This window comes from Fructilactobacillus sp. YLN 2412, assembly GCF_059488745.1.
Map to the genome: position 1 here is coordinate 1,348,360 of NZ_CM183165.1, position 25,552 is coordinate 1,373,911.

Here is a 25,552-nt window from a genome sequence, read left to right on the forward strand (position 1 = left end):
AAAACTAGATAATATCTTCTCTGTTCAACTTTGATTTAACCCTGTGTCTTCCTTGGTTAAGTCCTCGACTGATTAGTATTAGTCCGCTTCACATATCACTATGCTTCCACTTCTAACCTATCGACCTGATCATCTTTCAGGAGTCTTACTTCCATATAGGAATGGGAAATCTCATCTTGAGGCGAGTTTCACACTTAGATGCTTTCAGCGTTTATCTCATCCATACATAGCTACTCAGCAATGCGCCTGGCGGCGCAACTGATACACCAGCGGTATGTCCATCCCGGTCCTCTCGTACTAGGGACAGCTCCTCTCAAATTTCCTGCGCCCGCGACGGATAGGGACCGAACTGTCTCACGACGTTCTGAACCCAGCTCGCGTACCGCTTTAATGGGCGAACAGCCCAACCCTTGGGACCAACTACAGCCCCAGGATGCGATGAGCCGACATCGAGGTGCCAAACCTCCCCGTCGATGTGAACTCTTGGGGGAGATAAGCCTGTTATCCCCAGGGTAGCTTTTATCCGTTGAGCGATGGCCCTTCCATATGGTACCACCGGATCACTAAGTCCGACTTTCGTCCCTGCTCGACCTGTTTGTCTCGCAGTCAAGCTTGCTTTTGCCTTTACACTTTACAAATGATTTCCAACCATTCTAAGCAAACCTTTGAGCGCCTCCGTTACTATTTAGGAGGCGACCGCCCCAGTCAAACTGCCAACCAGACACTGTCTCCGAGCACGTTAAGTGCTCAGGGTTAGAGTGTTCACATAGCAAGGGTAGTATCCCACTGACGCCTCCACCGAAACTAGCGTTCCGGCTTCTATGGCTCCTACCTATCCTGTACAAGCTATGTAAACACCCAATATCAAGCTACAGTAAAGCTCCATGGGGTCTTTCCGTCCTGTCGCGGGTAACCTGCTTCTTCACAGGTATCTTAATTTCACCGAGTCTCTCGTTGAGACAGTACTCAAATCGTTACGCCTTTCGTGCGGGTCGGAACTTACCCGACAAGGAATTTCGCTACCTTAGGACCGTTATAGTTACGGCCGCCGTTTACTGGGGCTTCATTTCGAGGCTTTGCCGAAGCTAACCTTTCCACTTAACCTTCCAGCACCGGGCAGGCGTCAGCCCATATACTTCATCTTACGATTTTGCATAAACCTGTGTTTTTGATAAACAGTCGTTTGAGTCTTTTCACTGCGGCTGGCCGTGAGGCCAGCACCCCTTCTTCCGAAGTTACGGGGTCATTTTGCCGAGTTCCTTAACGAGAGTTCTCTCGCTCACCTGAGGATACTCTCCTCGACTACCTGTGTCGGTTTGCGGTACGGGTAATTAATTACTAACTAGAAGCTTTTCTCGGCAGCGTGACATGGGTTACTTCTCTACTTAAATTTCGATTCTCATCATCGCTTGTCAACCCGGCTACAAGCATTTAACTCATAACCTGACTTACGATTTGAACATACATATCCATCAGTATGCATAACTTAGCCTTCTGCGTCCCTCCATTGTTCAAACATAATTAACTAGTACAGGAATCTCAACCTGTTATCCATCGCCTACGCTTCTCAGCCTCGGCTTAGGTCCCGACTAACCCTGGGAGGACGAGCCTTCCCCAGGAAACCTTAGTCATTCGGTGGACCAGATTCTCACTGATCTTTCGCTACTCATACCGGCATTCTCACTTCTAAGCGCTCCAGCAGTCCTTGCGGTCTGCCTTCATTGCTCTTAGAACGCTCTCCTATCACGCAACGTAGTTGCGTCCGCAGTCTCGGTAATATGCTTAGCCCCGGTAAATTTTCGGCGCAGAATCACTCGACTAGTGAGCTATTACGCACTCTTTAAATGATGGCTGCTTCTGAGCCAACATCCTAGTTGTCTATGCAACTTCACTACCTTTTCCACTTAGCATATATTTAGGGACCTTAACTGGCGGTCTGGGCTGTTCCCCTTTCGACGATGGATCTTATCACTCATCGTCTGACTCCCGGACATAAATCAGTGGTATTCGGAGTTTATCTGAACTCAGTAATCCTAGATGGACCCCTTGCTCAAACAGTGGCTCTACCTCCACGATTCTAATTCCGAGGCTAGCCCTAAAGCTATTTCGGAGAGAACCAGCTATCTCCAAGTTCGTTTGGAATTTCACCGCTATCCACACCTCATCCCAGCACTTTTCAACGTACACGGGTTCGGACCTCCGGTGCGTATTACCGCACTTTCATCCTGGACATGGATAGATCACCTGGTTTCGGGTCTACGGCAACATACTAAAACGCCCTCTTAAGACTTGCTTTCGCTACGGCTCCGCTTTTTCGGCTTAACCTTGCATGCAACTGTAACTCGCCGGTTCATTCTACAAAAGGCACGCTATCACCCGTTAACGGGCTCTAACTGCTTGTAGGCACATGGTTGCAGGAACTATTTCACTCCCCTTCCGGGGTGCTTTTCACCTTTCCCTCACGGTACTGGTTCACTATCGGTCACTAGGGAGTATTTAGCCTTGGGAGATGGTCCTCCCGGATTCCGACGCCGTTACACGTGTGGCGCCGTACTCAGGATCCTGAACTGAGGGTATTCGATTTCATTTACGAGACTATCACTCTCTTTGGTGCAGCTTCCCAGCTGCTTCAATTATCAAATACTTTTGTAACTCAAATGTTCAGTCCTACAACCCCGGACCATAAAGGTCCGGTTTGGGCTATTCCCAGTTCGCTCGCCGCTACTTTGGGAATCGAAATTTCTTTATATTCCTGTGGGTACTTAGATGTTTCAGTTCCCCACGTCTGCCTCTGCGCAGCTATGTATTCACTACGCAGTGACCAGTCATGACACTGGTCGAGTTTCCTCATTCGGAAATCTCCGGATCAAAGCTTACGTACAGCTCCCCGAAGCATATCGGTGTTAGTTCCGTCCTTCATCGGCTCCTAGTACCAAGGCATTCACCATGCGCCCTTTTTAACTTAACCTATAATCCTTCGGATTATAAATTATTGAGTTTAGCGATTAAACTATTAATTTAAAAAACTCAAATAACACAATGGTTATTTCTCGGTTGAAATTATATTAAAAATATAATTTTTACAGAAAATAATATTATCTAGTTTTCAAAGAACAAAGTCTGAGAGTAGATACTCTCAAAACTGAGCAAGATTTTGATCGGTGTAAGTTCCGAATTTTTCCTTAGAAAGGAGGTGATCCAGCCGCAGGTTCTCCTACGGCTACCTTGTTACGACTTCACCCTAATCATCTGTCCCACCTTAGGCGGCGGACTCCGTAAAGGTTATCCAACCGACTTTGGGTGTTACAAACTCTCATGGTGTGACGGGCGGTGTGTACAAGACCCGGGAACGTATTCACCGTGGCATGCTGATCCACGATTACTAGCGATTCCAACTTCATGCAGGCGAGTTGCAGCCTGCAATCCGAACTGAGAACGGCTTTAAGAGATTAGCTTGACCTTGCGGTTTCGCAACTCGTTGTACCGTCCATTGTAGCACGTGTGTAGCCCAGGACATAAGGGGCATGATGATTTGACGTCATCCCCACCTTCCTCCGGTTTATCACCGGCAGTCTCTCTAGAGTGCCCAACTTAATGCTGGCAACTAAAGACAAGGGTTGCGCTCGTTGCGGGACTTAACCCAACATCTCACGACACGAGCTGACGACAACCATGCACCACCTGTCATTCTGCCCCCGAAGGGGACACCTAATCTCTTAGGTTAACAGAAGATGTCAAGTCCTGGTAAGGTTCTTCGCGTAGCATCGAATTAAACCACATGCTCCACCGCTTGTGCGGGTCCCCGTCAATTCCTTTGAGTTTCAACCTTGCGGTCGTACTCCCCAGGCGGAATGCTTAATGCGTTAGCTGCGGCACTGAGAGGCGGAAACCTCCCAACACCTAGCATTCATCGTTTACGGCATGGACTACCAGGGTATCTAATCCTGTTTGCTACCCATGCTTTCGAGCCTCAGCGTCAGATGCAGACCAGACAGCCGCCTTCGCCACTGGTGTTCCTTCATATATCTACGCATTTCACCGCTACACATGAAGTTCCACTGTCCTTTTCTGCACTCAAGTTATCCAGTTTCCGATGCACTTCTCCGGTTAAGCCGAAGGCTTTCACATCAGACTTAGAAAACCGCCTGCGCTCGCTTTACGCCCAATAAATCCGGACAACGTTTGCCACCTACGTATTACCGCGGCTGCTGGCACGTAGTTAGCCGTGACTTTCTGGTTAGATACCGTCACACCGTGAGCAGTTGCTCTCACGGCCGTTCTTCTCTAACAACAGAGTTTTACGAGCCGAAACCCTTCTTCACTCACGCGGCGTTGCTCCATCAGACTTTCGTCCATTGTGGAAGATTCCCTACTGCTGCCTCCCGTAGGAGTATGGGCCGTGTCTCAGTCCCATTGTGGCAGATTACCCTCTCAGGTCTGCTACGTATCATTGCCTTGGTGAGCTATTATCTCACCAACTAGCTAATACGCCGCGGGTCCATCCAGAAGCGATAGCATAAAAGCCATCTTTCAAACGAGAACCATGTGGTTCTCGTTGTTATACGGTATTAGCATCTGTTTCCAGGTGTTATCCCCTTCTTCTGGGCAGGTTACCCACGTGTTACTCACCAGTTCGCCACTCGGTCAGATCTATCGTCAAGCTGATGCAAGCACCAGCTATCAGTTAGGAGACCTCGTTCGACTTGCATGTATTAGGCACGCCGCCAACGTTCGTCCTGAGCCAGGATCAAACTCTCATTTTAAAAATGAGAACTTTACTAGCTCTTATTTATTTTATTTCTTAAAGCAAATTGACTTTGCATAATGTTTTAATCTTTAAACTTAGTTTAAAGATTACCTTACACTTTTGTAATCAAAATCTTGTTCAGTTTTCAAAGATCTACTCTTGCACTGCTTCTGCAGTGCATTTACTATCATAACTCGTTTAAAAATAATTGTCAATGATTTTACTTAATTAATTTTAAAAAACTCAATTACTTAAAGATTAATGCGTAAAAACATTTCGTAGTCATTTCCTAGCGAACAATTATTAGTATATCTCATTGGTCAAATAATGTCAAACATTTTTAACAATTAATTTTAAAAAATTTATTTTCAATCATTAATCATAAAAACTTGCCATCCCTCAAACGACAATTAATAATATACACCCTCCTAAATACCATGTCAACAGTTTGGTCAAAAAAAGTCAAATTATTTTTATTTGACTCAAAAAATTATAATTAATTATAAAACCACTTATAATATTCGGAAATTAAAGATAAATCAACTAAAACAAAAATATAATGGTAAGATATAGAAGGAACAAATTTTTTTGGGGTAGAAACTAGCGCGTTAAGTGCCGATGGAACGGAATGTGAACATTGGACGAAAAGTATTTACTTGCGGTGTTAGTTTCGCATTCGCCACTAATTTCACCAGGTAGTGGCAGCTCCAGTTAGGAGATGTCAAATGAATATTTTGAAAAAATGGGGTTTACGAACTCTTAGTATTAAAGGAATCACATATTTAGCCATTTTGATGGCTGCCGAAATAGTTTTAGGAAGATTAGTAATTGGAAATAGTAATGTCCAATTTACTTTTTCATTCATTATTATTGCTATTATAGCAAAATGGTATGGACCCTTTTGGTCTGTTGGTATTGCTATTATTGTTGATTTCATTGGAACTATGTTGAGCGGGCAACCCTATTTTATTGGTTTTACGCTTTCAGCAGTCCTGGTAGTAATTATTTACAGTTTAGCTTTTTACGGAAAAGATGAAGTTTCCATTTGGAATGTTTTAATAACCACGTTAATAATTACCATTTTTATTAACATTTTACTTAATTCATTATGGGTTTCCATTCTTGCTCATACTTCATTTTATTATTTTTTACCGATGCGGATTATTAAAAATTTAATTTCATTTCCAATTCAAACTATTTTACTGTATTGGATTTTGAATAATAAAACAATTAGACATATAAAACCAAAAATATTTAATTAAGTAAAAACACTCAGCTATTGGTGGTAGCTGAGTGTTTTTTATTACAAATTTTTAATCTTTGTGTTTATCATATTTATTTTCTAGTGGTAATAATTTATCCATTAGACGTCGTTGTGCACGACCTAAATCATTCATCTTATCTTCAATGTGACGATTTTTATCCATTCCATTCTCATGATCCTTCTTAGGATCCTTAACATCTTCTGATCTTAAACGATTAGTTTGTTCTTCGTTATCAATTAATTCCTCAACAATCTGATAACGTTCTTTATAATTATCCAAACGTTTAGCATCAAATTTAACAGAATCGATTTCTTGATACTTTTCTTGATCCTTAATTAATTTTTTTAACTCTTTTTTCTTTGAATGAACATCCATAGTTATTAACTCCTTAATTTTCTGAATATATCTATCTTACCTTATTTTACTTCAAAATAAAAAGACCATCACATTGATGATCTTTTTTAATCTACTAACTGATGTTTTCATTAATCTTCTTGTGATACTTACGAACCATTGCAACACCAAGCGAAATTATTCCTGCAATTAATCCCATTACAACTAATCGAATATCATAATTTAAAATATATCCCTTATTTACTCCTGACATAATGCTCATGTTAGCCATGTAATTATAAGGTAATGGTAAGATATGATAGAAGAAGCGATAAATTTTTGGCAATAAATCATAAGGCATAATGGCTCCAGCCACTAATGTTTGAATTAATGCTAGCGGTAAATTAATCAACAACCCAACTCGCCCAAGCATTAGAGCAAAGATACTAACATATTGTGCCGAAACAAACGTCAAAAGCACATTTTGTCCATACATTTGTAGTGCTGCAGCTGTATTAATATGAGCTACAATTTTAAAAGTTAAAATACTACCAATTGGAGCTAAGACTGACATTATTAAGAAAGCAGCTTGATACATCCCAAAAGCAGCTAGCTTACTACGACCATGTATTAAAGCATTTTCAAATTGTGAAAATTCCATAATTGAAGCAGCCATAACACTAATAAAACAACCTAATGAAATCAACATAATTCCAACAGTAATTGCCAAATTACTTGAACCATTATTACTAATTGTTTGTGAATCTGATTCAACTGGATCTGAAACAACATAATGTTTAGCTTTTTGTTCCATACCTGCAATCACTTGGTTAGTAACTTGTTTTTGTAATTTTTGTTGAGCTTCCGGACTTTGAGCAAGTTGGGGATTAGCTTCCATTGCTTGCGTCATTTTTTCTTTCACAATCTGTGGTCCTTGAGCTTTCATCATCATTTTTGTGATAACAGCAACATTACCTAACTTAGTAAATTCATTATTCAATGAATTATCAACTGAATCTTTTACTTTTGCAGCAATCTTAGTACTTGCCTCATCATCATATTTGTTATCAAAATACTTAACTTTAAACTTTTCTCCATGTGAAATCTTAGATGATGTATTCTTAGGGATATCAATTACCAAAAGAACTCGTTTATTTTTCAAATCATTCTTAGCAGTGGATAATTTAGAATACTTTTTTACTTTCGGGCTATTACTCTTATAATGAATACCATCTGCCACTTTATTTTTAATTTTGTTTGCCGTTGAACCAGAATCTTCATTAACTAATGCAATTCTTGTACGATCAAGATGATCGGCAGAATGTTTGTATCCGGGAATATAAACAATCGCCATAATAAATTGATAAATAATTGCAAAGATAATGGCAGCAATGGTTAATTTGCTGGTCATGAACTTTTTAAAACTCATACTTTACCTCCTATAAATAATTGAAAATATTAACGCTTTTCGTTTTCGTCAATTTCATTTTATGATACCATTTAATAGGAGGATATTCAAGATGATACTACTGACTAAGTTCAAACAAACCATATCAATAATTTTATACTTTATTAATAACCAAAAGAATCATGATGATCAATTAGTATCTGGAAAAGTGATTTGTGATGCTCTTGATCAATTCCCTAATTCTTCTATAAAAAAGAACATTACAAAATTAGTAAATAACCACATTTTACTTTCTGTTTCTGGTCCCAAAGGTGGATTTTCGCCTAATCCTAATATTAAATTATCTGAATTATCATTGGCTAAGTTATTTATTATTACTGAAAAAGATAATGAAGTCATTATCAATTCCAAATTACAAAATAATTTATTTAAAAATACTGACATTGTTGGACGATATGATCAAAATTTGAATAACTTTATTGACGAATCATTTCATGCCTTTATCAATAAACTAGATCATTATAAAATTAAAGATATTATGTAAAAAAGATGAACTTTCTAATCAAGTTCATCTTTTTATTTAAAACATTTTTAAAACAATTAAAACTATTATTATAACAATCACAAGTATTACAACTAAAAATATTTTTTGAGGAATTTCAAAATCTTTACTGCTTTGCCTCGGCTTTTCGGGCGCTTCATGAGGTTCATCAATTTCTTTGATAAAAGTTTGCTGAGCGGATTTTCCTTTTGGACTAGCATACTTAAAGTATTTACCTTTTTTATTCATAAAGAAACCATCCACATCATCCTGCGAATAAACATTAATAATGTGCTGCATCAATTGCTTTAAACTATGACTTAAAATTGGAGCTGCTAATTCAACTCGATTATCCATATTCCTGGTCATTAAATCAGCTGATGAAATCCACAATGAAGTGTCATCATCATAAAAAGCATAAATTCTACTATGTTCTAAAAATTCTCCAACAATACTAGAGACCACAATTTTTTCCTTTGGTCCACAAATTCCTAGTTTAAGACAACAAGCACCCCGAACTACCAGCCGAAATGGAACACCAACAGTTGCTGCATCATAAATAGCTGCAATCACATCAACATCCGTCAGTGAATTAACTTTCAAAAATACATGACCTTTTCCAGTTCGCAAATAATATTCTTTCACTGTTTGAATATTTTGAATTACCATATCTTCGATTCGATGGGGCGAAGCTGTTAGTACCTTATACTTAGGCGGCTCTGCAACTGGTTGTTCTAGGTAATTAAAGAAAGAAGCTAAATCTTTTACATAATCATTACGACTAGAAAACAGACTTAAATCAACAAATCCAGTAGCAGTGGATTCATTATAATTTCCTGTTCCAATCTGTACATAACCTTTAGGATTTAAGCCATCTTCAGTTAAAACTAAACAAGTTTTACTATGGACCTTCATATATTTCTTCCCAAAAACAATGTTACAGCCAGCATCCTCTAATTCACCAGTCACTTTCAAATTATTAGCTTCATCAAAACGGGCTCGTAATTCGATCATAACCGTTACTTTAATTCCCTTTTGAGCTGCTTCTTTTAACAACTCAATTACTTTTGAATTATTAGCTACCCGATAAATTGTCTGTTTAATCGCTACTGTTTTGGGATCATCAATGGCAGCACGTAAAAAAGTCAAAAATTGATCAAATGAATCATAAGGATATTGTAAAAGCAGGTCATGCTGATCAAGATATTTAAGTATTGATTCTGATTGGTTCCACTGTGCGGCATGTAATGGGGGGTAAACAAGCTTTGGATATTGTTTCGCTAATGGTTTAACTAAACTAAATAAAAAGGTTAAATCCAGTGGACCATCAATTGGATAAACAGTTTGTTTATTAACCTTGAATTTTTTTAAAAACGACTTTAAAAAGTCTAAATTCAACTCATTCGTTTCTTCAACTTCAAACATCGTGATTCGACCCTTTTCACGATCAGCTAAATAATGACGTAAATTTCGAATGGTGTCCTTATTGTTGTCATCTTTTTCGACATCTAACGATGCATCCAAATCACGAATGATTCTAAAAGTAATAATTTCTTCAATTTTACCATCATCAAACAAATTGGTTAGATTGTTACGAATTAAATCCTCTACCAATAAGTAATGATCAATTCCGTCAAAATTTAATTTAATTAATCGATTAATATTAGTTGGAATCGGTACAATTCTAATTTTCTTTTTATTATCTTTTTTAATTAAAACACCCAATGCCATTCGTTTATTTTTTAAATAATCCAAGCTATAACGAGTGTCATAAGTCGTAAAACTCAAAAAAGGCAAAATTCGTTGATCAAATAACTGATCAGCTTTTTCTTGTTGACGTTCATTTAAATCACGATATTTAGCAAAAGTTCCCATGTTATTTTCAGCCAATTCTTTACTTAATTGTTGAAAATAACCATATTGGATTTTAAAGTTTTTTTCGTTTCTTTTATGCACTTTTTTGAGAATTTTAGAATATTCCATTCCAGATTTCGTCTCAATCCCATCATCAGTTAATTCCATCTGACTTTGGAGACTAGGAACCCGCACACTATAAAATTCATCTAAATTATTGGAAGCAATTGCTAAAAATTTAAATCGATCTAAGAAGGGAGTGGTATTTTCATTCGCCAAGTCAATCACACGACGATTAAACAACAACCAACTTAAATCACGATTATAACAATCACCATCATAATTATGTTCATTTGTCATGTTTTCCTCTTTCAATAAATGTTTGATAATCAATTTCTACTTGTTTTAAATAGTTGTTAGCAAATTTAACAAATGCAGCTGGCATCCAATCATGACTTTGGAGGTAACCAATGACCTTAGGAAAATTGGGAGATTGACTGTGAGCTCTTGCTAATAAACTCATACAAACTGAAACGTAATCTTGAAATGCTCCCCAATCAAGCTTATCGAGTTTCACAGACCCTTTCATATCCTTAAATTGTCTTACGTAAAAACTCCGCTTTTTAGTATCAAAATATCCCAAAAAGATATCGGAAGAACTTTGTAAAATTCGTTGGCAATTTACAATTTCTTCTCCAGGTGAATGACGTTTATTAACATAAATCATTGATTTTTGATAAATTGGCAATGCTTGTTTAACTTGAAGGACTAGATAATTTCCGTTTGCATCCTCTAATAAAATTAAATAACATAAAGTACCAACGCTACCCACGCCTACGCTATGACGCACAATATCTACTATATGAAATTGGGCTAAAAATTGATGAACGTCACTACGAGTATAACTTCGATAATTATAGTAACCCTTGGTAAGTCGTTGATAAGTTTTATTACCAACATGCTTCGTAACTGGCGCATCTTCAATAAAGCGACGCTTACCATCAACCACTTCAGTATATTTTTTCACTGCATAATCAGAATTACTGCGAATTGCTTTCTCAACAGCCTTATTAACTAATTTCATATACGATTGATCAAAATGATCCCGATCATCATGAATTGCGTCAAATGTAGAAGCAATATTTTCCAATGTATTTGGCATAATGAAACGTTTCATAGATGGCATATCTCGCAAATGAATTAATGCATTTAAATACGTATTCATAACTTTCTCAAGATATGGATTAACATCATTGGTAATATCAAAACCTTGTTGCTTTGCTACTAGCAGAGCGCTAACTAACAAACGTTTTACATCATATTCCCAATGGGCTACGTGCGATTCATCAAAATCATTCATATCAAATAATAATTGTGCTTCGGGAGAACCATAATATCCAAAATTTCCTAAATGAGCATCTCCACCAATTAAAGTTTTAATACCACTGGTATAATGTTGTTCTAAATCATGGTTCATGATATCGACAGTTCCACGATAAAATGCAAAAGCTGATTTCGACATTCTTTTTCGTTTCAATTTTAATAGCTTATGGTAAAGCAGTGAATTCCGCACATCCATAATTTTTTTTATGTCTCGTTTATGACTTTTAAAATCAGCAATTTTAGCAAATTCGGCATCAATTCCCAATCGTTTTCCCTCATCCATTAGTTCAACAGACGTCTTAGTCATAATATCAGTTTGATTAAACTGGTAAGGAATAATTTCTTTTTTACTCATAATGTCATTCTTCCTTTCAATTGCTGCAAAAGTTCTTTAAACTAATTATAACAAATAAATATCTAAAAAGAGGCGATTGTATTGGGAACAACTGTAACAGGACGCGTCAAAGAGGTAAAGCAACCTCGCGGCGGTTTAATTAAAAAAAGTGATTTTACCAAAGAATTGTTGAACGCTGATAGCCAATTTATTCCTCTAACAGATGAGTCATTAAATCCTGCTTTAGTTGGTCTTACAGTCGATTATTTAACTCGCTATCAGCTTTATGGTGCAGAAAAAGCATTTGAAATTTCTCGACTTGGATTACATAATCTAGAAATCACAACTGGAAACTTTGGTGATCAATTTTTCTTGACAGAAATTGAAAAATTAAATCATAATTTGGATCTGACAACTATTTTAACTGCAGCCCAATTAGCTTCTTTTGATACTTTTTACCGAACGAGTTATGGCAATCCATATAGATATCGAAATTTAAAAATAAATGAAATTACATATAAACATATCAAAACCATGGTAAAACGTACACTAAACTTTTTACATCAAAAAACAAATGAAAAACAATTAGTAACTGATTTTAATTTTGATGGTGGTTACACTCAAACCATTGTTAATGGAGATGGAGATTTCCATGATAATCATGGATTGTGGGATTTAAAAGTTAGTAAACAACAATTTAGTACTAAATGGAGTTTACAAATTGCGATATATTATTTGATGGGATTACATAGTTATGATGCTAAAACTTTTCAGCAAATACAAACTTTAGGAATTTATAATCCTCGTTATGACTTATTGTTGTCATTAGCTACAAATAAATTAACTCCAAAAATACGTGAAATTATCGATACAAAAATTATTAAATATTAAAAGGGAAATCTCATTACGAGTTTTCCCTTTTAATATTTAATCATAATTTTACGAACCACTATTAGGTCCAGAACTTAAAGTCCACGTTATTTGTGAATGGTAATTAGTTCCAGCTTTACCATTTTTACTTCCTACAACATTATTTTTTCCTAGAGAACGTTTGAAATTAAATTTAATATTATTTACGTCCCAAACTCCCTGATAAGTTCCTGAGCTATTATTAGAATTCAAAATATTAGTGTTTTCATTATTAAACGGTAACGTTTTGTTATCAATATTTGAAACTTTCTGCCATGATTTCCCATCATTACTCAACCGTTGAAATGTTCCATTCGAAAAAGTAATTGATGGATCAGTCACAGAATTAGTATCGGATGTTAATGGAGAAGCAGCAGCGGATAATGCCCAATTTTGCTTACTATCACCACTGGTCATCTGCACAAAAACATTATTAACTGTTGGGTCATTAGTATCTGTTTCTGAACTGGTCTTATTACCAAAAGTATGTCCAGGATTATTATAATCAGGTGCAAATTGCCCAGCATAATCTAATAATGGTACTGAAACCGATTGATTCCACGTTGCTTTACTAATATCATAAGTTCCAAAGTTAAAGTTATTAGGAACATTATCCAATCGTAATAAACTTGGGGCTGAATCAGTTCCAGGATTATTATTTACCCCAGAAGATGGGTTAGTTGGATTATAAGGTCGATTTGCATAATTTTTAACCACTTTAGAAGCCTTAGGAACAGATTTATACCAATTACCATTCCCAAGATATTTCGCTGCAAAAGCAGTAATCGTTTCGCCAGCAGTTAAATGATACTGTTCTCCATTAAAATTCTTAGGTAGTGTATAGGAATACTCACCATTAGCATCCGTCGTTCCACCTGTGTATGGTCCACGAATATCAGAATCATCAGGAATTTTGCCTTCCGGAGAGCCATCTGTTGGATAGCTATCATATTGATCATGAATATGAGGATCTCCAGTTAAACGAACATAGGCTCCAGGAAGTGGATTACCATCCGGATCAGTAACTCTAACTTTAATCGTTTTTGAGTTTTCCGAATCAACCGCATTATTTAATTCGGGATTGACAATTTGAATTTTACAATCCTTAATCTGAAAATAATCACCAGCAACATGTAATCGGGAATAGTTAGCACTATTAAAGTTTCCAAATGTATTTGTACCAAACATTGTAGCGTTGGCAGATTCTACATTACCACCTCTATAGTTAGCAGTTGCATTTTTAACAATCCAATTTTCGTCTGAAGGACTACTATCAGTATTGGTTCCCCAGTTCCAGGCATCAACCCTTCTAAACTGATTAGAAGCCAGTTTTAATGTTGGGCTTCCCTCAATAATTTGGCTACTTGCAGAATCATTTGTCCCGCTATATTGCAGATTTAAATCTTTCATTTGACCTAAATCAGCTAAACCACTAATCAGTAACAAGGGCATATTATTTCGAACCGGACCACTTTCATCAACATTCATAATGCTGTCAGTTCCAGCATTCATGCTTTTACCAGCGATTGCAGGAAAATTAGAACCTCCATTTTCTCCTAACGCTCGATAATTAACGACACTATCATCACCCAAAGTAATTCCAGCAGTACTATATAGAATCGAATGACCCGGTAAACCATTAACATTAACTTCTGCTTTATTTCCAAGACTAATACTATCAGGAAATTCATCTGGAGTGTTTCTAGAATAAAAACCGGTAACTTTACCACAACTATTTTCACCTCTAGAATTTCCCTTTTCAGGAACATTAAAGGTTACCTTAGCATTATTTCCGATTGAATTATCGCCTCGTACAAAATCTCGTTTCGTGATTGGATTATAGACATTCCCAAACCCGGATGAATCTAAATTAGCTCCACCTTCAGAAAATACAGGCGCAACGCTATTTCCTTGCCCCTGTAATGCATCAACAAGTACATTACTATCATCTAAAATATTAAGAGCACATGATTGTGAAATCTGTTGTCCTCCCCCAGCTGATCCACTCGTTCTAACCAAAGAATTATCAATCGGAGAAACATATGAAGTTGCTTGATGAAAATAAATATTACCTGAAAGAGTTGTTAACCCATAACGGTTATAAATTGGCTGAGCCCCAACGTAGGAAACATCTTTTAAAGAAATATGTGCTCCATTTGAATTTGCATCACAAATACCATAATAACTAGATTGATAAAAATTTAGATTACTAATATTGACATTTGCACAATAATAGCGAGAATTTGGACTACCAACATCTGCTCTCATTCTATTGCCACGCAAATCAATTGTCGGTCCTTTTATTTCACCGCCTAAAGATTCAGTTTGTTTCCCATAAATATTTACCGAATTTGTGGGATTATTTCGGGCAGCAATTCTAATATCATTACTCCCACTATTAGCCTTGAAATTCCCTGTAACTTCGATATTATCAGCATCTGGATTGTCCAATTGCTTCACAAAATCATCATAATTATCAACTTGAACTGTTGCAGCAGAGACACGACAATTAAGTATTAATATAAAAAATAAACACGACACACATAAAAATAAAAGTTTTAGAAAAGAATATTTAAATTTACTAGTCATTAAGCCACTCATCTCCCACTTACCAATTATTTTTATAAAGTTTATTTATTTTTACGCTTTCTCATAACTAATGTTGTAATTATAAAAATAATCAAAATTAACAATAATAAAAGCGTAGAAATAAGGAACCATGGAATTGAATGAGTAACTTTAGTATTTAACTTTGCAGCTTCACCAATAGAAATTGAAAAATCTTTTTTTAAATACCATGTTTTGGGTTTATTAAACTGTGGATCATGACTAACCACTTTAGTAGTTAAAGTATAACGACCTGGTGTAACTCTTCCAGTTTTCCATGGAATTGCATAATTAAAACTACTATTTGGAGAAATTTGACCATTTTTCGTAGTCTTCGAAGCGACTATACTTTTTGAATTTTTCTTAGTAACCTTACTATTAATATCAACAGAACCAAGAATCGAAGGTTTGAAATTTTGAATATTAGCGATTACTTGATTTTGTAAATTAGTAGTAGAAGCATGAACTTTATTTAATTTCAAATCAGGATAAACATGTTTCCCTTTGTTTAATCTCACACCAATAGCATAAGCATAACGATTAGAGATTTGTTGATTAGGATTATCTTTAGTGTCTTCTAAAATATAAATCCCACCTAAGATAGTTCCTTTGAATTCTTTAAATTGCTTATTATTAGGCGTTTTTAAATTAAAATAAATATTCTTTTGTTCATTAGGCTTTAATGTAACTGAATTATCACTATCATGTTCCAACTGAAGCATATTCCCCATTGATAATTTCATCGAATTATCAAAATGATGCGGAGTCTTACTATAAACAGCCGTAACATTATTCCCAGTTGTTGCTGGATTCGTTTTAATTAGAACATTTATATTTTTATTTCGATTTGGATTAACAAGCGTAACTTTCAGCTTTTTATTAATTCCTTCGTTTCCAACATTAAAATCGTAATATCCTTTATCTTTAACTTGTCCATCAACATTTAAATCAGGAGTTACTCCAATTGGAGTTAAATTAGGATTTGAATTTTCAGCAGCATTTACATTTGTCACACCAAAAATGCCAAACACGAAGATTGACATTAATGAGAGTAATATTATTTTTAAGGATTTCATTTAATAATTACCATTTCTATTTGTTCCAATCAGTTTATTCACCACTATTAGGAGTAGCATTTACATTCCAAGTTATTTTACCACGAAATCCTTCTTGATCTTTACCAGCAACTGATGATGAACCTCCAGGAATGGTAGTACTGATATTGCTAGGATCCCAATAAATTTGAGTTATTCCAGCACTTTTACTTTTATCAGCTGATAAAACATTTTGTGGTGCATTATCGGAACCTAATTGAATATTATTTGATACACCGGTCATTGGACTCCATGATTGACCATCTGCACTTAACTTTTGTGCATTACCATCTTTCAAATTAATGGTAGCACCGTTTAAAGTTTTACCAGAGTTAGTATAACCATCAAAAGAAGCATTTACATTCCATCCACTATCAGGATTCATCATGTCATGGAGTTGAACAAAGACATAATCCTTCTGTGCACCTTTTAATACAGTAGATTGACCCATTGAAGTCCCAACTGGATCTTGAGCATCATCACTAGCTTTATAACCGCTTGCAAAAGGATCTACCAAACTATAAGTTTGCGTATTAGCATTTTTGTCATGATTACCAAAGTTTAAGTTTGCTGGGATATAATCAAATGCTAAATCCCCTGTGTGTCCAGTAGGATTATTAGGATTAACTGGTTGACTTGGATTATCTGGATTAACTGGGCTAACTGGTGAATTTTTACCCGTAAATGAAATAAAAGCGTTTGTATTAGCTGTATCACTAGTATTAGTATCATCAGCATTAACACTGGAAGTCAAAATTGCTCCACAAACTAAAGGAATTGCTGCAATTGAAAATAATGAAATTCGTTTTAAATATTTGTAATTCATAATGTATGTCTCACTTTCCGTTGTAAAGTTTATATGTTTCAACAAAATACTTATAAAAATCATAAACTATCAATTTTAATTATATATCATTAATTCATTATTTTAAAGGAACTTAGTGGTTCTTTTAAATAAAGGTAGTATATATTCTGATCTCATTAACAAAAGCAATTCTCTTTTGCAATGATTGTAATATATTATTAAATACTACAATTAACAAGTATAATTAATACCATATAATTTATCACAACTTTTATTAGAAAGCATAATACTTATGAATGTCAAAACTTTAATTAAAAATTTCAATCGATATCAATATGCAATATATTTTTCAGCTGCTGATCATCAACATCGTTATTTTGGTTTCGGTAAAAATGATGAAATTGTTTCAAATTCTGTTGAAGAAATTAGTAATTGGCAAATTAAACAAAATATGCCCGTTTTTGGTGGCATCCCATTTGATAAACAAAATTTAGATAGTAAATTAATGAACGGATACTTCGTTGCTCCCCAATATGTAATTGATGAAAAAACTGGGAAAAGTTGGGGAAATATTCCACCATTCGATTACCAATCTCGAACTAATCATCTAAATAAAATCATTTCTAGCATTAATGACGTAAATTGGTCTACAAGAACCACTTCGCCTCTTCAAGAAATGATTAATGATAAAAACAAGAAAAAAGTGGTGTTGGGAATGCAAGAAACAATCAATCTTGCTTATCCCCTGAATCTTAACAAACTAATTGCTTCATTAATTAAACACCAACCAAATTCATATCATTTAATAATCAAAAATAATGATGAAATTTTTGTATCTGCTACTCCTGAACGACTTGTTCAGTTAAATCAATCATCAATTGCAACAGCAGCAGTTGCTGGAACTACCAATCGTAATCTTAATCCCCAAATTGACGAACAATTATCCAGTAGTCTGCAACATGATGTTAAAAATTTACACGAACATGAATTAGTAGTTCAAGAAATCACCACTAAAATAGCTCATTTAGCTAACCTAAAATATCCAAACAACCCACAGATTTTAAAAACGCCTCAAGTTCAACATCTTTATACTCCAATTACTGGAACTTTAAAACAACATGCTAACCTATTACAGCTAGTTGCAGCCCTACATCCAACTCCTGCTTTAGGTGGAATTCCCTTAGATTGGGCACTCAATCAAATTAAAACTATTGAAAACAGCCCCCGCGGACTTTTTGGAGCTCCAATTGGTTATATTTTACCGAATGGCGATGGTGAATTTGTGATTGGTATTCGTTCACTCTGGGAAAAACAGCGCACTGTGAAACTCTTCGCTGGTGCCGGAATTCTAGCGGACTCAAACTTAACTCAAGAAGCACACGAAATAAAATTAAAAATGTCAGTAATGGAAGATTTAATTAAGGAGCAACTCCATGAATGAAACTTTAACCAATAATCTTAAACATTTGATTTTAGCCTTGGAAGCACAAGGAGTTGAACACTTCATAATTTCTCCAGGATCAAGAAATACCCCATTAGTTTTACTCTTAGCAGAACAACATGCCAAGTTTACGATGGCAGTAGATGAACGTTCAGCTGCTTTTCTAGGATTAGGAATTGCCAAAGTTTCTCATCATCCCGTAGCCCTGGTAGCTACTTCTGGAACAGCTACGGCTAACTATTTACCAGCGATTGCCGAAGCAGCTAGTTATCATGTTCCTTTAATCGTTTTAACGACTGATCGTCCCCAAGAACTGCAAAATATCGGTGCTCCCCAAACAATCAATCAATTTAATTTATATCGTGATCAAGTTAAAGAAAGCATCAATTTGAATGTTCAAGAAAACAATACTGACGTCACAGAATATATTGATTATAAAGTACAGCAGCTAACTCATCTGAGTCAAACAGCACCTGTTGGTCCCATTCAAATTAATTTGCCGTTGCGAAAACCATTACTCCCAAAATTAAATCAACCTTGGCCAACAGTAGCATCGGAAAATTTTGGTGATCTTACTATTCAATTAACACAAGCGTCTTTAGACAAACTCATAAATCAACTAGAAAACAAAAAAATTATGTTGGCAGTCGGACCAACCGACTATTTATGGTCAAAAACTAGTTTTGAAGCATTAGCAAAGAAAATCGGAGCGCCTATCATTGCTGATGTACTTAGTCAGTTACGGGGTACTCCACATACTATTGTCGGAATGGATACAATTTTAGCATTACATTCAGATACTTATGCGATGCTACCAGAAGTGGTAATTCGGTTTGGTGGAACACCTGTTTCAGCCAAACTATTCCCATGGTTAAAAGAACATCAAATTCCAATTATCCAAATCGGAATGAATTACATTGGCAAAGATCATACACGTTCTGCTCAATCTAGTTATGCCATTGACGAAGAACAATTTGTACGACAACTATTAAATAGTAAACTAAGTGGCAATCAAAATTATTGGTCTGAAACTTGGCAACCGCTTAAAAAGAAATTAACCGGTTTTGCTGATAATCAATTGAATGCTCTTAGCATTGCTGATGAATTATCCCATTTACCTAGTTCTAACCAATTATTTTTAGCCAATTCCATGACAGTGCGTGATTTTGAACAATATTTTAATCCCGATAATCCAATTAAAGTCATGGGAAACCGTGGTGCCAACGGTATTGATGGAACTATTTCAACAGCAACTGGAATGGCATTTAATCATAAACCAACTTGGTTAGTCATTGGCGATTTAGCTTTTTATCATGATATGAATGGTTTGATGCTGGCAAAACAAACCAAAGTTAATCTAACTATCATTGTAACCAATAACGATGGTGGCGGAATTTTTTCATTTTTACCGCAAGCCAAGGCCCCATATTTTGAAACAATGTTTGGTACTCCCCGACATTTAAAAATTGATAAAGTTGCTAATTTATATGATGCTAAATATCTCAAAATACACAAGATTAATGAATTACACGATTTATGCTTACAACCATGGCATGGTTTAAGAATTATCGAAATTGATGATACTAGAACTAACAACGTAACCATTCACAAACAGCGATTACAAAAGATAAAGGAACGGCTTACTAATGAAAATTAATGGCTATGATTACCAAATTGAAATTATTGGACGCGGTAGTCCAACATGGGTCTTTTTACATGGATTTTTAGGTAGTAAAACTGATTTTGCAAAAATCGCTCCACATGGAACAAAAATTTATATTACTGCCTATGGATTTGCAGAAAATGATAAAAATCTTCCAAAGACTAACTTTACTGCTACCCACCAAGTTCATGATTTAGTTGCTATGTTAACGGCTTTACAAGTAAATTCAATTAATCTAGTAGGATACTCAATGGGAGCTCGTTTAGCCCTTTCCTTTGCAATTCAACATCCACAGTTAGTTAGACAATTATTTTTAGAAAGTGGGACTGCTGGAATCGCTGATGATAAGGAACGAAAAATGCGACAATTAGCTGATCAAAACCGTGCGAACCAAATTGAAAAATCTGGATTAGCTGCTTTTGTTAATCACTGGGAAACTCTCCCACTTTTTAATTCTCAGCGTCAACTTAGTGAAAAATGCCAACAATTTATGCATCATCAACGAGTTAAACATAATCCATTAAATATGGCTAACTCACTACGATACTTTGGAACTGGAAGTATGCCGAGTTGGTGGGACCAACTTAGTCAACTAAAAATTCCCACAACCTTAATTACCGGTAAGCAAGATACTAAATTTTATAATTTAAACCAGAAAATGAATTCTTTATTGCCAAATTCTCAGCATTTTTCAATTACTGAAGCAGGACATAACATTCACTTTGAAAAACCCAAAATATTTACCAACTTATTAAATCAGGAAAATCTACATGAAAATTAAAAAAATAACTTTATTTCCGTTAAGCTTAAAACTAAAACATCCTTTTATTACTAATCATGGTACTACCTTGCATCGTCCCCTTACCTTAGTTGAAATACAATTAGCTTCTGGAATAACTGGGTATGGTGAAATACAAGCTTTTGCTGATAATAGTTATGCTCCACAAACACAAACTTTAGCTCGTGCAGAATTAAATAAAGTTTTACCAAACTTCATTGGTGTGGATTTTAAAAATCCCACTGATTTAAATAGAAAGCTTAATCAGTTAAGTTCATTTGCTCGTGCGAGTATCGAAATGGCATTATGGGATGCTTATGGAAAAACGACTAACAAATCGTTATCCCAATTAATTACAGGAAAAATATCTCTACATGAATTAGTTCCAGTAGGGACAGTATTGGGAATTCAATCTAATTTTAAACAAACTTCTGATAAAATTAAGTTAGCTACTAGTCAAGGCTACCAAAAAGTAAAGTTTAAATCAGCAGATTATGAAAATGCGTTAACGTTAGTTAAATTGTCTCATCAATTAAATCCTAATCTTATTACTACACTTGATGCTAATCAAGCTTGGGAAAACAATTTAGCAACTATTAATGCTCTAAAAATATTAGAAGCCAATGGTTTAAAATTGATCGAAGAACCTTTAAAAAAATCAACATTTGCCGATTATGCCAAATTACAACAAAATTTCTCCCATTTGCTGATTAGTTTAGATGAAAGCTTGAATAACTTAAATTCAGTGAAACTAGCATTAGATATAAAAAGTGCGAATGCTTTCACTATTAAACAAGGAAAATTAGGCGGGATTTCTGAAGCCATAACTGCGATTGATTTAATTACTCAAGCAGGAAAAATTCCTTGGATTGGTGGAATGTTAACCTCTGGATTAGGTCGTTCTGTTGACTTAGCATTAGCAGTTCAATTAAAGAATAGCCCAATTCCAGCTGACATTTCCGCTAGTAATAATTATTTCGAACAAGATTTTATTAATGAGACTATTGAGATTCATCAAGGGGTAATAAAAGTACCTCAAAATCCTGGAATTGGCGTAACTATTAATTGGAATGCAGTAAATAAACTTCAAACTAATCTAAAAATAGAATATAAATAAAAAATTGATTTTAAAATTGAAATTAAATTTATAATTAAAGACACAAAAAAAGACGCCCACCATTTCGGTGAGCGTCTCTTACTGTTTGGGTTGCGTGGCAACGTCCTATCCTCGCAGGGGGCGATCCCCCAACTACTTTTGGCGTGCTGAAGCTTAACTTCTGTGTTCGGCATGGGAACAGGTGTATCCTTCAGGCTATCGCCACCACACTTTACTTATGCTTCCATAAGCCTGAGCGAACTTCGTTCTCTCAAAACTAGATAATATCTTCTCTGTTCAACTTTGATTTAACCCTGTGTCTTCCTTGGTTAAGTCCTCGACTGATTAGTATTAGTCCGCTTCACATATCACTATGCTTCCACTTCTAACCTATCGACCTGATCATCTTTCAGGAGTCTTACTTCCATATAGGAATGGGAAATCTCATCTTGAGGCGAGTTTCACACTTAGATGCTTTCAGCGTTTATCTCATCCATACATAGCTACTCAGCAATGCGCCTGGCGGCGCAACTGATACACCAGCGGTATGTCCATCCCGGTCCTCTCGTACTAGGGACAGCTCCTCTCAAATTTCCTGCGCCCGCGACGGATAGGGACCGAACTGTCTCACGACGTTCTGAACCCAGCTCGCGTACCGCTTTAATGGGCGAACAGCCCAACCCTTGGGACCAACTACAGCCCCAGGATGCGATGAGCCGACATCGAGGTGCCAAACCTCCCCGTCGATGTGAACTCTTGGGGGAGATAAGCCTGTTATCCCCAGGGTAGCTTTTATCCGTTGAGCGATGGCCCTTCCATATGGTACCACCGGATCACTAAGTCCGACTTTCGTCCCTGCTCGACCTGTTTGTCTCGCAGTCAAGCTTGCTTTTGCCTTTACACTTTACAAATGATTTCCAACCATTCTAAGCAAACCTTTGAGCGCCTCCGTTACTATTTAGGAGGCGACCGCCCCAGTCAAACTGCCAACCAGACACTGTCTCCGAGCACGTTAAGTGCTCAGGGTTAGAGTGTTCACATAGCAAGGGTAGTATCCCACTGACGCCTCCACCGAAACTAGCGTTCCGGCTTCTATGGCTCCTACCTATCCTGTACAAGCTATGTAAACACCCAATATCAAGCTACAGTAAAGCTCCATGGGGTCTTTCCGTCCTGTCGCGGGTAACCTGCTTCTTCACAGGTATCTTAATTTCACCGAGTCTCTCGTTGAGACAGTACTCAAATCGTTACGCCTTTCGTGCGGGTCGGAACTTACCCGACAAGGAATTTCGCTACCTTAGGACCGTTATAGTTACGGCCGCCGTTTACTGGGGCTTCATTTCGAGGCTTTGCCGAAGCTAACCTTTCCACTTAACCTTCCAGCACCGGGCAGGCGTCAGCCCATATACTTCATCTTACGATTTTGCATAAACCTGTGTTTTTGATAAACAGTCGTTTGAGTCTTTTCACTGCGGCTGGCCGTGAGGCCAGCACCCCTTCTTCCGAAGTTACGGGGTCATTTTGCCGAGTTCCTTAACGAGAGTTCTCTCGCTCACCTGAGGATACTCTCCTCGACTACCTGTGTCGGTTTGCGGTACGGGTAATTAATTACTAACTAGAAGCTTTTCTCGGCAGCGTGACATGGGTTACTTCTCTACTTAAATTTCGATTCTCATCATCGCTTGTCAACCCGGCTACAAGCATTTAACTCATAACCTGACTTACGATTTGAACATACATATCCATCAGTATGCATAACTTAGCCTTCTGCGTCCCTCCATTGTTCAAACATAATTAACTAGTACAGGAATCTCAACCTGTTATCCATCGCCTACGCTTCTCAGCCTCGGCTTAGGTCCCGACTAACCCTGGGAGGACGAGCCTTCCCCAGGAAACCTTAGTCATTCGGTGGACCAGATTCTCACTGATCTTTCGCTACTCATACCGGCATTCTCACTTCTAAGCGCTCCAGCAGTCCTTGCGGTCTGCCTTCATTGCTCTTAGAACGCTCTCCTATCACGCAACGTAGTTGCGTCCGCAGTCTCGGTAATATGCTTAGCCCCGGTAAATTTTCGGCGCAGAATCACTCGACTAGTGAGCTATTACGCACTCTTTAAATGATGGCTGCTTCTGAGCCAACATCCTAGTTGTCTATGCAACTTCACTACCTTTTCCACTTAGCATATATTTAGGGACCTTAACTGGCGGTCTGGGCTGTTCCCCTTTCGACGATGGATCTTATCACTCATCGTCTGACTCCCGGACATAAATCAGTGGTATTCGGAGTTTATCTGAACTCAGTAATCCTAGATGGACCCCTTGCTCAAACAGTGGCTCTACCTCCACGATTCTAATTCCGAGGCTAGCCCTAAAGCTATTTCGGAGAGAACCAGCTATCTCCAAGTTCGTTTGGAATTTCACCGCTATCCACACCTCATCCCAGCACTTTTCAACGTACACGGGTTCGGACCTCCGGTGCGTATTACCGCACTTTCATCCTGGACATGGATAGATCACCTGGTTTCGGGTCTACGGCAACATACTAAAACGCCCTCTTAAGACTTGCTTTCGCTACGGCTCCGCTTTTTCGGCTTAACCTTGCATGCAACTGTAACTCGCCGGTTCATTCTACAAAAGGCACGCTATCACCCGTTAACGGGCTCTAACTGCTTGTAGGCACATGGTTGCAGGAACTATTTCACTCCCCTTCCGGGGTGCTTTTCACCTTTCCCTCACGGTACTGGTTCACTATCGGTCACTAGGGAGTATTTAGCCTTGGGAGATGGTCCTCCCGGATTCCGACGCCGTTACACGTGTGGCGCCGTACTCAGGATCCTGAACTGAGGGTATTCGATTTCATTTACGAGACTATCACTCTCTTTGGTGCAGCTTCCCAGCTGCTTCAATTATCAAATACTTTTGTAACTCAAATGTTCAGTCCTACAACCCCGGACCATAAAGGTCCGGTTTGGGCTATTCCCAGTTCGCTCGCCGCTACTTTGGGAATCGAAATTTCTTTATATTCCTGTGGGTACTTAGATGTTTCAGTTCCCCACGTCTGCCTCTGCGCAGCTATGTATTCACTACGCAGTGACCAGTCATGACACTGGTCGAGTTTCCTCATTCGGAAATCTCCGGATCAAAGCTTACGTACAGCTCCCCGAAGCATATCGGTGTTAGTTCCGTCCTTCATCGGCTCCTAGTACCAAGGCATTCACCATGCGCCCTTTTTAACTTAACCTATAATCCTTCGGATTATAAATTATTGAGTTTAGCGATTAAACTATTAATTTA

The 25,552-nt window shown here is 37.1% G+C and carries 14 protein-coding genes, 4 rRNA genes and 1 riboswitch; of the genes, 7 read left to right on the forward strand and 11 right to left on the reverse strand.

Going from position 1 to position 25,552, the window contains the following annotated elements:
• Positions 1 to 52: 52 nt before the first annotated feature.
• Both AC0GLR_RS06825 and AC0GLR_RS06830 read right to left on the reverse strand, forming a co-directional pair.
• A 23S ribosomal RNA gene (locus tag AC0GLR_RS06825) occupies positions 53 to 2,968 on the reverse strand.
• Positions 2,969 to 3,186: 218 nt separating this feature from the next.
• Positions 3,187 to 4,763: ribosomal RNA gene (locus tag AC0GLR_RS06830) — 16S ribosomal RNA — on the reverse strand.
• Together the 16S and 23S rRNA genes form the textbook arrangement of a ribosomal RNA operon.
• 571 nt (positions 4,764 to 5,334) lie before the next feature.
• Positions 5,335 to 5,431: riboswitch (THF riboswitch) on the forward strand.
• A 41-nt stretch (positions 5,432 to 5,472) separates the two neighbouring features.
• Between AC0GLR_RS06830 and AC0GLR_RS06835 the strand changes: the two genes are divergently transcribed.
• The gene (locus tag AC0GLR_RS06835) at positions 5,473 to 6,009 is read left to right on the forward strand and encodes a folate family ECF transporter S component (protein WP_495604702.1); all 537 of its coding nucleotides are present in this window, start codon (positions 5,473 to 5,475) and stop codon (positions 6,007 to 6,009) included.
• 51 nt (positions 6,010 to 6,060) lie between these two features.
• Here the strand turns inward: AC0GLR_RS06835 and AC0GLR_RS06840 are convergent, their stop codons facing one another.
• Both AC0GLR_RS06840 and AC0GLR_RS06845 read right to left on the reverse strand, forming a co-directional pair.
• Positions 6,061 to 6,387, reverse strand: a complete 327-nt coding sequence (locus tag AC0GLR_RS06840) for a hypothetical protein (protein ID WP_495604703.1) — start codon at positions 6,385 to 6,387, stop codon at positions 6,061 to 6,063.
• 94 nt (positions 6,388 to 6,481) lie between these two features.
• A complete protein-coding gene (locus tag AC0GLR_RS06845; RefSeq protein ID WP_495604704.1) occupies positions 6,482 to 7,774 on the reverse strand; it encodes a hypothetical protein in 1,293 nt (430 codons plus the stop codon).
• A gap of 91 nt (positions 7,775 to 7,865) precedes the next feature.
• Here AC0GLR_RS06845 and AC0GLR_RS06850 point away from each other — a divergent pair, with 91 nt between their 5' ends.
• Positions 7,866 to 8,297 (forward strand): hypothetical protein, encoded by a 432-nt coding sequence (locus tag AC0GLR_RS06850; RefSeq protein WP_495604705.1) that lies wholly within the window; start codon positions 7,866 to 7,868, stop codon positions 8,295 to 8,297.
• Between the two features lie 36 nt (positions 8,298 to 8,333).
• On the opposite strand, the gene ppk1 is transcribed toward AC0GLR_RS06850, so the two are convergent.
• Both ppk1 and AC0GLR_RS06860 read right to left on the reverse strand, forming a co-directional pair.
• A complete protein-coding gene (ppk1, locus tag AC0GLR_RS06855; RefSeq protein WP_495604706.1) occupies positions 8,334 to 10,508 on the reverse strand; it encodes a polyphosphate kinase 1 in 2,175 nt (724 codons plus the stop codon).
• Positions 10,498 to 11,886, reverse strand: coding sequence for a DUF2252 domain-containing protein (locus AC0GLR_RS06860; RefSeq protein WP_495604707.1), 1,389 nt, complete (start codon positions 11,884 to 11,886; stop codon positions 10,498 to 10,500). The genes ppk1 and AC0GLR_RS06860 overlap by 11 nt, the downstream gene beginning before the upstream one ends.
• Before the next feature lie 81 nt (positions 11,887 to 11,967).
• On the opposite strand from AC0GLR_RS06860, the gene AC0GLR_RS06865 reads away from it, so the two are divergent.
• Positions 11,968 to 12,756, forward strand: coding sequence for a hypothetical protein (locus tag AC0GLR_RS06865; RefSeq protein WP_495604708.1), 789 nt, complete (start codon positions 11,968 to 11,970; stop codon positions 12,754 to 12,756).
• A 48-nt stretch (positions 12,757 to 12,804) separates the two neighbouring features.
• On the opposite strand, the gene AC0GLR_RS06870 is transcribed toward AC0GLR_RS06865, so the two are convergent.
• From AC0GLR_RS06870 to AC0GLR_RS06880, 3 genes are read right to left on the reverse strand one after another with little or no spacing between them, the layout of a single operon-like run.
• On the reverse strand, positions 12,805 to 15,363 hold the full coding sequence (locus AC0GLR_RS06870; protein ID WP_495604709.1) for a pectate lyase-like adhesive domain-containing protein: 2,559 nt from the start codon (positions 15,361 to 15,363) through the stop codon (positions 12,805 to 12,807).
• Between the two features lie 41 nt (positions 15,364 to 15,404).
• Positions 15,405 to 16,457 (reverse strand): DUF3324 domain-containing protein, encoded by a 1,053-nt coding sequence (locus AC0GLR_RS06875; RefSeq protein WP_495604710.1) that lies wholly within the window; start codon positions 16,455 to 16,457, stop codon positions 15,405 to 15,407.
• A gap of 34 nt (positions 16,458 to 16,491) precedes the next feature.
• Positions 16,492 to 17,301, reverse strand: coding sequence for a WxL domain-containing protein (locus AC0GLR_RS06880; protein WP_495604711.1), 810 nt, complete (start codon positions 17,299 to 17,301; stop codon positions 16,492 to 16,494).
• Between the two features lie 271 nt (positions 17,302 to 17,572).
• Between AC0GLR_RS06880 and AC0GLR_RS06885 the strand changes: the two genes are divergently transcribed.
• Genes AC0GLR_RS06885 through AC0GLR_RS06900 form a run of 4 tightly spaced genes read left to right on the forward strand, consistent with a single transcriptional unit; the run spans position 17,573 to position 22,279 of the window.
• On the forward strand, positions 17,573 to 18,721 hold the full coding sequence (locus tag AC0GLR_RS06885; protein ID WP_495604712.1) for an isochorismate synthase: 1,149 nt from the start codon (positions 17,573 to 17,575) through the stop codon (positions 18,719 to 18,721).
• Positions 18,714 to 20,378: a 2-succinyl-5-enolpyruvyl-6-hydroxy-3-cyclohexene-1-carboxylic-acid synthase gene (gene menD / locus AC0GLR_RS06890; protein WP_495604713.1), complete on the forward strand. Its 1,665-nt coding sequence runs from the start codon at positions 18,714 to 18,716 to the stop codon at positions 20,376 to 20,378. Before AC0GLR_RS06885 ends, menD begins: the two co-directional genes overlap by 8 nt.
• Positions 20,368 to 21,165, forward strand: coding sequence for a 2-succinyl-6-hydroxy-2,4-cyclohexadiene-1-carboxylate synthase (menH, locus tag AC0GLR_RS06895; RefSeq protein ID WP_495604714.1), 798 nt, complete (start codon positions 20,368 to 20,370; stop codon positions 21,163 to 21,165). Before menD ends, menH begins: the two co-directional genes overlap by 11 nt.
• Entirely contained in the window at positions 21,155 to 22,279 is a 1,125-nt protein-coding gene (locus AC0GLR_RS06900; RefSeq protein WP_495604715.1) for an enolase C-terminal domain-like protein, read from the forward strand. Before menH ends, AC0GLR_RS06900 begins: the two co-directional genes overlap by 11 nt.
• 92 nt (positions 22,280 to 22,371) lie before the next feature.
• Here the strand turns inward: AC0GLR_RS06900 and rrf are convergent.
• Together rrf and AC0GLR_RS06910 are read right to left on the reverse strand one after the other, a co-directional pair.
• A 5S ribosomal RNA gene (rrf, locus tag AC0GLR_RS06905) occupies positions 22,372 to 22,488 on the reverse strand.
• A gap of 95 nt (positions 22,489 to 22,583) precedes the next feature.
• Positions 22,584 to 25,499: ribosomal RNA gene (locus AC0GLR_RS06910) — 23S ribosomal RNA — on the reverse strand.
• Between the last annotated feature and the right edge of the window lie 53 nt (positions 25,500 to 25,552).

Bases quoted from the DNA above. Each gene is read 5' to 3' on its own strand.
- AC0GLR_RS06880 (WP_495604711.1), bottom strand. From the start codon at position 17,301: ATGAATTACAAATATTTAAAACGAATTTCATTATTTTCAATTGCAGCA.
- AC0GLR_RS06835 (WP_495604702.1), top strand. From the start codon at position 5,473: ATGAATATTTTGAAAAAATGGGGTTTACGAACTCTTAGTATTAAAGGA.
- AC0GLR_RS06870 (WP_495604709.1), bottom strand. From the start codon at position 15,363: ATGACTAGTAAATTTAAATATTCTTTTCTAAAACTTTTATTTTTATGT.
- ppk1 (WP_495604706.1), bottom strand. From the start codon at position 10,508: ATGACAAATGAACATAATTATGATGGTGATTGTTATAATCGTGATTTA.
- AC0GLR_RS06840 (WP_495604703.1), bottom strand. From the start codon at position 6,387: ATGGATGTTCATTCAAAGAAAAAAGAGTTAAAAAAATTAATTAAGGAT.
- AC0GLR_RS06900 (WP_495604715.1), top strand. From the start codon at position 21,155: ATGAAAATTAAAAAAATAACTTTATTTCCGTTAAGCTTAAAACTAAAA.
- menD (WP_495604713.1), top strand. From the start codon at position 18,714: ATGAATGAAACTTTAACCAATAATCTTAAACATTTGATTTTAGCCTTG.
- AC0GLR_RS06845 (WP_495604704.1), bottom strand. From the start codon at position 7,774: ATGAGTTTTAAAAAGTTCATGACCAGCAAATTAACCATTGCTGCCATT.
- menH (WP_495604714.1), top strand. From the start codon at position 20,368: ATGAAAATTAATGGCTATGATTACCAAATTGAAATTATTGGACGCGGT.
- AC0GLR_RS06850 (WP_495604705.1), top strand. From the start codon at position 7,866: ATGATACTACTGACTAAGTTCAAACAAACCATATCAATAATTTTATAC.
- AC0GLR_RS06885 (WP_495604712.1), top strand. From the start codon at position 17,573: ATGAATGTCAAAACTTTAATTAAAAATTTCAATCGATATCAATATGCA.
- AC0GLR_RS06875 (WP_495604710.1), bottom strand. From the start codon at position 16,457: ATGAAATCCTTAAAAATAATATTACTCTCATTAATGTCAATCTTCGTG.
- AC0GLR_RS06860 (WP_495604707.1), bottom strand. From the start codon at position 11,886: ATGAGTAAAAAAGAAATTATTCCTTACCAGTTTAATCAAACTGATATT.